Source organism: Chelatococcus composti, assembly GCF_014201415.1.
Lineage (GTDB): Bacteria > Pseudomonadota > Alphaproteobacteria > Rhizobiales > Beijerinckiaceae > Chelatococcus_A > Chelatococcus_A composti.
The window spans coordinates 1-8664 of sequence record NZ_JACHEH010000016.1 but is presented as its reverse complement, the minus strand read 5'-3'; the positions used below and the strand labels follow the sequence as shown (position 1 = coordinate 8664).

Below are 8664 nucleotides of genomic sequence, written 5' to 3'. Positions count from 1 at the left end.
GCGCAAAAACACCTCGACGCGGGGTGGAGCAGCCCGGTAGCTCGTCAGGCTCATAACCTGAAGGTCGCAGGTTCAAATCCTGCCCCCGCAACCAAAATTCTCTAAGAAAATCAGCAAATTAGAAAGCCCGCCCCATGCCGGGCTTCGTCGTATTCGGGCGTCGTGCGCCACCTGTGCGCCACCGTGACCAAGGAAGCCAGCCTTGGGGATAGCTACATCGGCGGCGCGGCGATAAGGCCGCGCGCAGTCCATGGTCAAAGCTTACAGCGGAAGTGGCTTGATCCTGCCGGAGCGGCTGATCCGCAATTCGTACAGCCCGCGCGCCAGCCCATGAGCTTTTCCATGTCGGGCCACCGCCAAAGCAATATCGACGCTTGCTGATATATGGGCGTCTTCTGGTAGGCCGGCGCGAGCACGAAGCCGCTTAAGCCGCTCGCGCGGAAGGCGGCGCGCTGGGCTTTATTCCGGTAAATCCGATAGTCCCCGGTGATAACGATCCAGTGCCCATCATCTTCGGCAAGCATGGCAATCCATTCTTCGTCCGCCGCGTGGCGGCCGCAGGGAAGGTCCGCAATATGGCAGGCGCGATGGCCCGAGTGAGAGATGTACCCGTTGAGGGTGGAGGCAAGAGCGGGCGAACAGCAATTGTCGAAAAAGACGTTCAAGCAGCCAGTCGCCCTTGAAGGGCTTCCTCGAATTCGACGGCGCGCCGCACAGACCTTACGGGAACGTGCCATGCCTTGGCCGCTGCTTCCACGCCGCCTTCGGCTCGGGCGGCGGCGGCAAGCGCCGCCGTGGGAACACCGCTTTCCGCCTCAATCGGATGGCCGAATGATCGTGTAGGATCGATGACGATACAAGCCGATCGGCCGCATGGAAACCACCGGCTCGGCACGCCACTTTCGTCGAACTCGATGTGCTTTAGGCTCGGCTCGATGATCTCGTGGAAGGCGTATTGCTGTCTGAAAAGATCAATCAGCTTGTCGTCGCCCTCTTCCTCCGAAAGCTGAAGGAAGACCGAGTGGCCATCCGTTCGGAAGCTCATTGTCGACAGCGGATGGTCTTTGCCGAAGAGGGTGCGGGCGATCTGGATCGCACGGCGTACCTTCTGCGGGCTTACTCCCTGTTTGATGAAAGCAGCCGCAACCCGAACCTCCATGAGGTCACGGAACCCAAGGTAGACGCGCCCGTCATCAATATCGATCTGTGGCCGCCAGAGTGGTTCGTAGCGGCTACCCTTCACCCGATGTCCCCGGAGCCATCGTGCAATGCGACCCGCGCCAACGCCCGTCAAACGGGCCGCTTCCGCCGGCGTATAGATGCCGATGCCGACCAGATCGCTAATCATCCTTCAACCCTGCCTCGCAGCCGACACAGCCCGAAGCGCGTCGGCGGGTTAAGATAACTCCTATACGGAATGCTTCTAGCTAGTCTAGTCTCGAAGCGGCCGCCCAACCGCACGCCACACCCCACCGCAGCAGGGGCTGCCGGAAAGCGAAAATTGGCTTGCGCGTTCATCGTGGGCGACGGATTGCCCATCGCTGCCGCGCGGAACAGCCCAGGTGGGTGCTCCGCGCCGGCAGGCGGCCGCGAGGCTAGGCGGCCTTGATTTCGATCTTCTTCTCGTTCTGGCGCGCCTCGGCCGATTTCGGCAGGCGGACCGTCAGCACGCCGTTGGCAAACCGGGCCTCGATCTTGTCCGTGTCGACCGTGTCGGGCAGGCGGAAGGAGCGCATGAAGGTGCCGTAGCGCCGCTCGGACATGTAGTAGTCCTTCTGGCGCTCGTCCTTCTCCTCTCGCTTCTCGCCCTTGATGATGAGCGTGCCGTTCGAGAGGCGCACCTCGACATCCTTCTGCTCGAGGCCGGGCAGTTCGGCGCTGATCTCGTACTCCGTCTCCTTCTCAACCAGGTCGACCGCGGGCGTAAGGGCGAAGCCGTTCTCGCGCAGCCACGGCAGTTCGGGCTTGAAATCGTCGCGCGTGAAGGGCATGCGCCACGAACCGAAATGCAGGTCATCGAAGAGCCGGTCGATCTCCCGTCGCAGGTTCTCGAGCGGTGCCCAGAGCGTCCTGGGAGCGGGCGCAGCCTGCTTTTCGGTTTCGGTGGGGAGTTTAGCAGCTTCGGACATGGTCAAGCTCCTTTCACTCGGGCGGCGAACGGTGATGAACGAAAGGCTCGGTCGTCGGGTCCGGAAGCTCGGGCCAACAGCGGCTCGGGCCGATGGCGCCGCCACAACCCCATCAAAGCATCGCGGCCCATGGGCACCTTGACCTGCGTCAAAGGTCGTATGGGCAGCTTGATCCGGCGCAAGGCAGGACCGAGCCGTCCCTCTACGCTTCGTGCGTCCCAACAGAGGGGTAACGACCATGTACAAGCACATTCTCATTCCGACGGATGGCTCGCCCCTGTCCGGTCTGGCTGTGGAGCAGGCGGTGGCCTTCGCGCGCGCTATCGGGGCCCGGGTGACCTTGCTGACCGTGGTGGAGCCTTTCCACCTGCTGACGACAGAGGCGGAGCAGCTGTCGGCCACGCGGCCGGAATATGAGGAACACGCGCGCCGGCGTGCCAACCGCTTCCTGGCCGCTGCGAGCGACGTGGCGCGCACCGCCGGTGTGCCCTTCGAGACGCTGCAGGTGATGGACGAGGAGCCCTACCGCGCCATCATCGACACGGCGACGAAACGCGCGTGCGATCTCATCGCCATGGCATCGCACGGGCGCGGGGGCGTGGCGGCCGTCGTGCTGGGCAGCGTCACGCTGAAGGTGCTCACCCACTCGAAGATCCCGGTTCTCGTGTATCGGTGAGCCGGGCATGACGGAAGGCCGCCCCGGCATCCGTCGGGGCGGCCTTTCCGCGTTTTCGACCTTGCCTAATGAGCCATGATCATCGGCACGGGGCAAAACGTCAGGAAATCGCGCGTCGCACCGCCGAGCACCCACTCACGCAGACGCGAATGCCCGTAGGCGCCGAGGACCGCGAGATCGGCGCCGCTCTTCTCGATCTCGTTCAGCAGAGCGCGCGACACCTCGCGCCACTCCGGCACGTGCCGCAGCTCGACCTTGGCGCCGTGCCGGTCGAGATGGCGGGCGATGTCGGCACCCGGCTCTTTCCCGTCGGCCTCGGGCGGCCCTGCGGTATCGACCGTGGCCACGATGACCTGCTTTGCCCGGCGCAACAGGGGCATCGCCTCCGCCACGGCACGGGCTGCCTCGCGGGTATCGTTCCATGCAACGAGCGCGATCTCGATCTCGCGCACGCGCGCCTCGGGGGGCACGACATAGACGCCGCGGCCGGAGCCGAAGAGGGCAGCCTCCACCACCTCCGGCCAGCGCGAGGTGCCGTCGTCCCCATAGGGGCGTTGCGCGACGAAGAGATCGCAGGCCCGCGCCTGGCGCGCGACGGCGCTCCAGGTGGCGTCTGCGAAAAGGTCGAGCCGGCGCAGCTCGGCGGGTACGGCGAGCGTGGACAGCCGCTGTTCCAGCCGCATCGCATGCGCGTTGCCCGCCTCTTCGGCCTCCCTCTGGTTCTCCTCAAGAATGCTGACGGCGGCGAGCCCGTCGACAGCCGGCATCATGGGCGTCGGAACGATATTCGTGAGAAGGCCGATCACGCGGGCGTCGAAGGGGCCGGCGATGGCTTCTGCATGGAGGATGCTCGTCTCGTCGGCCGAGCTGCCGTCGAGGTGCACGAGAATATCGCGGATCATAGTGAGGCTCCTATCGACTGTCGCAGCGGCATCGTGGGATCGCCGCGGAGCCCGCGCCTTGACGCTCGTCAAAGGCTGCTGCGAGGATACTCGAAGGCGAAGGATTGCTGCGGCGCAAGCTCGATACCCTCCAGCGCCAGCATGCGCATCTTGGTTGCGACGCCCCCCGGCCCCGAGAAGCCGCCAGGCTTTCCGCCCGCCGCCAGAACCCGGTGGCACGGGATGATCAGAGGCACCGGGTTCGTCGCCATGGCCCTGCCGACGTCGCGGGCTGCCTCCGGGCCCGCGCCCGCCTCCCGCGCGAGGGCACCATAGGTCGTCGTGCGCCCCCAGCCGACGCGCCGGGCGAAGGCATAGACCCGCCTGGCGAAAGTGTCGCATCCGGAGAGGTCGATCACACAGCCGGAAAAGTCCGTTGCCTGGCCGGCGAAATAGGCGTGCGCCGCGGCCATCGCCTCGACGACAGCAGGCGGCGGCTCTCCGGAGCACGCGTCCGGCAGCTGCTTCTTCAGCAGGCGCTCGGTGACGGCGGCCTCCTCAGTGGGCAGCTGGAAGCGCACGATGCCGCGGTCGCTCCACGCGATGCCGCAGAAGCCGGCGTCCGTCCGGAAGATGGCATAATGGTACATCGTCCCGCCCGCTGTGCCTCGGGCCTCGAGGATAGTCGGCGGGGCCGGCCAGGTAAATTCGGGTGGCGCTTGCACCTCGCGCGTGCCGCTGATACCGCCGTGCGGGGCAGCCGGTGCGGTCCCGACGCACGGGCGACAGGAACAAGGCGGGGCAGACATGCGCGATTTCTTCAGGCCGGGACGCGGACCGACGCTCGCAGGGCAGGCGGCCATCGCCACCTCCCATCCGCTCGCCACTGCGGCGGGGCTCGAGATTCTCGCCTCCGGCGGCAACGCGGTCGACGCCGCCCTGGCGGCGGTCGCCGTGCAATGCGTGGTCGAGCCGCACATGACGGGCATCGGCGGCGACTGCTTCGTGCTCTATGCGCCGGCCAGCGGGGAGGTTCTCGCCCTCAACGGCAGCGGCCGCGCCCCCGCGGCGGCGAGCGTCGCCCGCCTCCGGGAGCTCGGTGTCTCCACCATCGAGCGCACCAGCCCCCACGCCGTCACTGTGCCTGGCGCCGTTGCCGCCTGGACAAAGCTGCATCGCGACCATGGCAGCCTGCCGCTCGAGCGGCTCTTCGCCCGTGCCATCGCCTATGCCGAGGAAGGCTATCCGGTCACGGCGCGCGTCGCGCTCGACTGGGCGGCGGAGGCGCCGCTTCTTGCCCGCGACGCCGGGGCCAAGGCGGTCTACCTGCCCGGGGGAAGGGCGCCGACGGAGGGCGAGCGTCACGCCCAGCCTCTGCTCGGCCAGCGGCTCAGCGAAATCGCCCGCGAGGGTGCGTCAGCCTTCTATCTCGGCCGCACGGCCGAGAGCCTGGTGCGCTTCCTCAACGGTCTCGGTGGCCTGCACACGCTCGACGACTTCGCCGCGGCGGTGGACGGCGCCGACTATGTGACGCCCATCGTCACCAGCTATCGCGGCTACGAGGTGTACGAGTGCCCGCCGAATGGCCAGGGCCTCGCCGCGCTCATGATGCTCAACGTACTCGCCGGCTTCGACCTGTCGGAGAAGCTGCCGCTCGTGGAGCGCGTGCACCTGCACGCCGAGGCCACCAAGCTCGCCTATCATCATCGCGACGCGCTCATTGCCGATCCGGCGCATCTGCCCTATCCGGTCGAGCAACTGCTGTCCGACGAGGTGGCCCAGGCCCTGCGCGGCCGCATCGACATGGAACGGGCCGGCGCGCCGGTGCTCTGGCACGAGCCGGAGCACCGCGACACGGTCTATCTCTGCGCCGTGGACCGGGATGGCAACGCCATCTCGTTCATCAATTCCATCTTCCACGCCTTCGGCTCGACGCGGCTCGACCCGGAGACCGGCATCGTGCTGCACAACCGTGGCGCCTCCTTCAACCTTGTCGAAGGCCATCCCAACGCCATCGGCCCGCGCAAGCGCCCGATGCACACCATCATTCCGGGCCTGCTGCGCCGGGGCGGGCGCACCGTCGCGCCCTTCGGTGTGATGGGCGGGCACTATCAGGCGGCCGGCCATGCTGCCTTCCTCTCCGGCCTGCTCGACCGGGGCCTCGATGTCCAGGCGGCGCTCGATGCGCCGCGCAGCTTCGCCTTCAACGGCGTTCTGGAGGTGGAGCCGACGCTGGGCGAAGGCGTCATCGCGGCGCTCGCGGCCAGGGGGCATGACGTCCGGCTGCGGGGCACGCCCCTCGGTGGCGGCCAGGCCATCTGGATCGACCACGCCCGCGGCGTGCTGCACGCCGGGTCCGACCAGCGCAAGGACGGCTGCGCCCTCGGCCTCTGAGCTTGCGGGCGTCGCGCGGCGCACCCTATAAGGACGCGAGGCGGAGGCGGGCCATGACGACCCTGACGCGTGCGGAGCTGGCGCGCACCATCGACCATACGATTCTCCGCGCGGATGCGACGCGCGCCGACGTGGCGAAAGTCTGTCGCGAGGCGCGCGAGCACGGCTTCTACTCCGTCTGTGTCAATCCCGTGCATGTGCCGGACGTGGCTGCGGCGCTCGCTGGCAGTGACGTGGCGACCTGCGCCGTGGTGGACTTCCCGCTCGGGGCGACGCCCTCCGCGGTCAAGGCCGCCGAGGCCCGTTGGGTGGTCGCCGCAGGCGCGCGCGAGGTCGACATGGTCATCAACGTCGGCGCCCTGAAGGAGGGCCGGCGGGACGAGGTCGAGGCGGACATCGCCGCCGTGCGCGAGGCGTGCGGCCCGGCGCTGCTCAAGGTCATCATCGAGACTTGCCTGCTCTCCGACGCCGAGAAGGAGGCCGCCTGCCGCCTCGCCGTCGCTGCCGGCGCGCAGTTCGTCAAGACCTCGACGGGCTTCGGCAAGGCCGGTGCGACCGTCGAGGATGTCGCGCTCATGCGGCGCGTCGTTGGGCCGGACATCGGCGTCAAGGCTTCGGGCGGCATCCGCACGCGCGAGGATGCCCTGCGCATGCTCGCTGCCGGCGCCTCGCGCATCGGCGCGAGCGCCAGCGTCGCCATTGTGACCGGCTGACGCCCCGTTTCCACCGCACTCTTTGAGGGACAGAAGAACGGCATGGCCCATCAGACCTTGAGCGACATCGCGGCCGACCTCGCTTCCGGCCGGACGGATCCGGTACGCCTCGTCGAGGAGGCTCTCGACAGGGCGCGGGAGGCGCCTGCCGTCTTCATCACCCTCATGGCCGAGGAGGCGCTGGCCGAGGCGCGTGCCGCCGCCGAGCGCCGGCGCCGCGGCGAGGCGCGCGGCCCGCTCGACGGCATCCCGATCGCGTGGAAGGATCTCTTCGACATTGCCGGGACGCGGACCACCGCCGGCTCGCGCACGCGCGAGGACGCGCCCCTGGCGCAGGAAGATGCGCCGGTCGTTGCCGCGACGCGCCGGGCGGGGCTCATCCCGCTCGGCAAGACAAACCTCAGCGAATTCGCCTTCTCCGGCCTCGGCCCGAACCCGCACTTCGGCACGCCGACGCCGGACTTTCCGGGTGTTGCCCCCCGCGTGCCCGGCGGGTCGTCCTCCGGCTCGGCGGTCGCCGTCCAGCGCGGCATCGTGCCGGTCGGCATCGGCACGGACACGGCTGGGTCTGTCCGCGTGCCGGCCGCCTTCAACGGCCTTGTCGGCTTCAAGGCCTCGAGCGCGCGCTATGACATGGCTGGCGTCTACCCGCTTGCGAAGAGCATCGACAGCCTCGGGCCGATCGCCCGCACCGTCGCCGATTGCGCGACCATCGACGCGGTGATGCGCGGCGCGCAGCAGCCCGTCGCGGCCGCGTCTGCCGCGCCCGACATCGTCGTCGATCCTGCCGTTCTCGAGGAGGAAGGGCTCGAGGAGGCCGTGCGCGTCAATTTCGAGGCTGTTCTCGCTCGCCTCGAGGCGAAGGGCGCCCGCGTGCGCCGCGTGCCGGTAACCGCCTGGCGCGAGGCCCGGCGCGCGATTGCCGAGATCGGCTGGCTCGGTGCGGTGGAGGCACGCGCCTGGCATCTGGAGACCATCACGGGGCCGCGGCGCGCTCTCGTCGACGCCCGTGTCCTGAAGCGGCTCGATGGCGCGGCAGCGATCACCGCCGAGGCGGCAGAGCGCCTGCGCAGCCTCAGGGCCACGCTCACGCGCGCTATCGCGGACGAGCTGGGCGGCGCGCTCTTCGCACTGCCGACGGTCAGGCACGTCGCGCCCGAGCTCGCGCCGCTCGAGGCCGATCCCGAGCTGTTCGCGAAGGTCAACCTCGCCACGCTCACGCTGACCATGGCCGCCAGCTTCCTCGACATGCCCGGCCTCGCCATCCCCTCCGGCATGGATGCCTCGGGCCTGTCGACCTCGGCCCTGTTCTCGCGCCCCTCCGGCGAGGACGACGCCGTCCTGGGCGCGGGCCTTTGGATCGAGCGCACGCTGGGCGGGCCCGCGGCCTGACGCGGCAGGGCCATTGCGCCGGGTGTCGGCCCCTCGTCGCACGAGGCCGGTCACGGCCCGGCGCCGAAGGTTGACGGGCGGCGTGCCCCAGATCGTCGGGGAAGAGCGTCAATCCCCGATTGCAGGAAGGCCGAAGCTGGGCTAGTTTGCGCCCGCTTCGGCCCAGCACCCGTAGCTCAGCTGGATAGAGCGCTGCCCTCCGAAGGCAGAGGTCACACGTTCGAATCGTGTCGGGTGCGCCAACACTCTCCTTGAAATCATCTTCAACCCTTTGATGCGCTCGTTCTCAACGATGCGTCATCAAGTGGGCAGACTTGGCAGCAGCGCGACGAGACGGCCGTTCAGCAAGACTTGGCGCGGAAGACTTGGCGAGGGATGATGTCGCGAGAGGTGGTGTAGCTTATGCGATCGCCGTGCCTTCCGAACTGTGCCGGATCAGCTTGCCGCAGCGGGCAGGCTGATGAGCGGATCATCGCTCA

Annotated in this window: 9 protein-coding genes and 2 tRNA genes; 6 read left to right on the top strand and 5 right to left on the bottom strand. The window is 68.4% G+C overall.

Features of this window, described 5'->3' with window-relative positions:
* The first annotated feature begins 17 nt into the window (after positions 1 to 17).
* Positions 18 to 94: transfer RNA gene (locus tag HNQ73_RS17635), tRNA-Met, on the top strand.
* 160 nt (positions 95 to 254) lie between these two features.
* Here HNQ73_RS17635 and HNQ73_RS17630 read toward each other — a convergent pair.
* The 3 genes from HNQ73_RS17630 to HNQ73_RS17620 form a co-directional block, all read right to left on the bottom strand.
* Positions 255 to 665 carry a PIN-like domain-containing protein gene (locus HNQ73_RS17630; RefSeq protein ID WP_244650301.1) on the bottom strand — a complete coding sequence of 137 codons (411 nt, stop codon included), beginning with the start codon at positions 663 to 665 and terminating at the stop codon, positions 255 to 257.
* A complete protein-coding gene (locus tag HNQ73_RS17625) occupies positions 662 to 1348 on the bottom strand; it encodes a hypothetical protein (protein ID WP_183336730.1) in 687 nt (228 codons plus the stop codon). The genes HNQ73_RS17630 and HNQ73_RS17625 overlap by 4 nt, the downstream gene beginning before the upstream one ends.
* A gap of 247 nt (positions 1349 to 1595) precedes the next feature.
* Positions 1596 to 2129, bottom strand: coding sequence for an Hsp20/alpha crystallin family protein (locus HNQ73_RS17620; protein ID WP_183336728.1), 534 nt, complete (start codon positions 2127 to 2129; stop codon positions 1596 to 1598).
* A gap of 238 nt (positions 2130 to 2367) precedes the next feature.
* On the opposite strand from HNQ73_RS17620, the gene HNQ73_RS17615 reads away from it, so the two are divergent.
* Positions 2368 to 2805, top strand: a complete 438-nt coding sequence (locus HNQ73_RS17615; RefSeq protein ID WP_183336726.1) for a universal stress protein — start codon at positions 2368 to 2370, stop codon at positions 2803 to 2805.
* Positions 2806 to 2870: 65 nt separating this feature from the next.
* Here the strand turns inward: HNQ73_RS17615 and HNQ73_RS17610 are convergent, their stop codons facing one another.
* Together HNQ73_RS17610 and HNQ73_RS17605 are read right to left on the bottom strand one after the other, a co-directional pair.
* On the bottom strand, positions 2871 to 3707 hold the full coding sequence (locus HNQ73_RS17610; RefSeq protein ID WP_183336724.1) for a universal stress protein: 837 nt from the start codon (positions 3705 to 3707) through the stop codon (positions 2871 to 2873).
* A gap of 68 nt (positions 3708 to 3775) precedes the next feature.
* Positions 3776 to 4336 carry a methylated-DNA--[protein]-cysteine S-methyltransferase gene (locus HNQ73_RS17605; RefSeq protein WP_183336722.1) on the bottom strand — a complete coding sequence of 187 codons (561 nt, stop codon included), beginning with the start codon at positions 4334 to 4336 and terminating at the stop codon, positions 3776 to 3778.
* Positions 4337 to 4493: 157 nt separating this feature from the next.
* On the opposite strand from HNQ73_RS17605, the gene HNQ73_RS17600 reads away from it, so the two are divergent.
* The 4 genes from HNQ73_RS17600 (at position 4494) to HNQ73_RS17585 (ending at position 8427) form a co-directional block, all read left to right on the top strand.
* The gene (locus HNQ73_RS17600; protein WP_183336720.1) at positions 4494 to 6080 is read left to right on the top strand and encodes a gamma-glutamyltransferase family protein; all 1587 of its coding nucleotides are present in this window, start codon (positions 4494 to 4496) and stop codon (positions 6078 to 6080) included.
* Positions 6081 to 6133: 53 nt separating this feature from the next.
* A complete protein-coding gene (gene deoC, locus HNQ73_RS17595) occupies positions 6134 to 6793 on the top strand; it encodes a deoxyribose-phosphate aldolase (protein ID WP_183336718.1) in 660 nt (219 codons plus the stop codon).
* A gap of 42 nt (positions 6794 to 6835) precedes the next feature.
* Positions 6836 to 8185 carry an amidase family protein gene (locus HNQ73_RS17590; protein ID WP_183336716.1) on the top strand — a complete coding sequence of 450 codons (1350 nt, stop codon included), beginning with the start codon at positions 6836 to 6838 and terminating at the stop codon, positions 8183 to 8185.
* 165 nt (positions 8186 to 8350) lie between these two features.
* Positions 8351 to 8427 (top strand) — tRNA-Arg (locus HNQ73_RS17585).
* The last annotated feature ends 237 nt before the right edge of the window (positions 8428 to 8664 follow it).